The following is a 429-nucleotide window of genomic DNA, read 5'->3' as shown; positions in this document are numbered from 1 at the left end:
AGCGTCACGTCGAGGTCCGCTGCGGCGCGAATAAGTTCGTCGAGATGCTTCTCGTAGCCGTGTCGCCCGGTGTAACCGATAATCGGACCGTCGCCGAGGTCGTGTCGCCGACGGAACTCGTCGCCATCGGCCGGCGCGAACTGCTCGATGTCGATGCCGTTCGAGAGGACAGCGATGTCGGCGTCGACACCGACTTCCTCCAACAGGCGTCGTTTGGCGTCCTCGCTCGGGACGATAACCGCGTCGGCGCGGTCGAAAAACCAGCGTTCGTAGCGCTCGGCGGTTCGCTCGACGCCGCGCTCGATGGCCCCGACAGAACTGAGATATTCGGCGTACTCGGCGGTGGGCGTGTGGTACGTCGCAACGAGCGGGAGGTCATGGCGGCGAGCGAGTCGAAGCCCCGCCAAGCCGAGACCGAACGGTGTGTGT

1 protein-coding gene is annotated in these 429 nt (G+C 65.3%); it reads right to left on the bottom strand.

Translation table 11 applies throughout. The features are described from left to right. Positions 1-429: glycosyltransferase (locus DEQ92_RS23095; protein WP_147299619.1), on the bottom strand; the 429-nt coding region annotated here is incomplete at both ends.

Origin of the sequence: Haloferax sp. Atlit-6N, assembly GCF_003383195.1 — an archaeon.
Classification (GTDB): Archaea; Halobacteriota; Halobacteria; order Halobacteriales; family Haloferacaceae; genus Haloferax; species Haloferax gibbonsii.
This window is presented reverse-complemented; position numbering and strand designations above follow the sequence as displayed.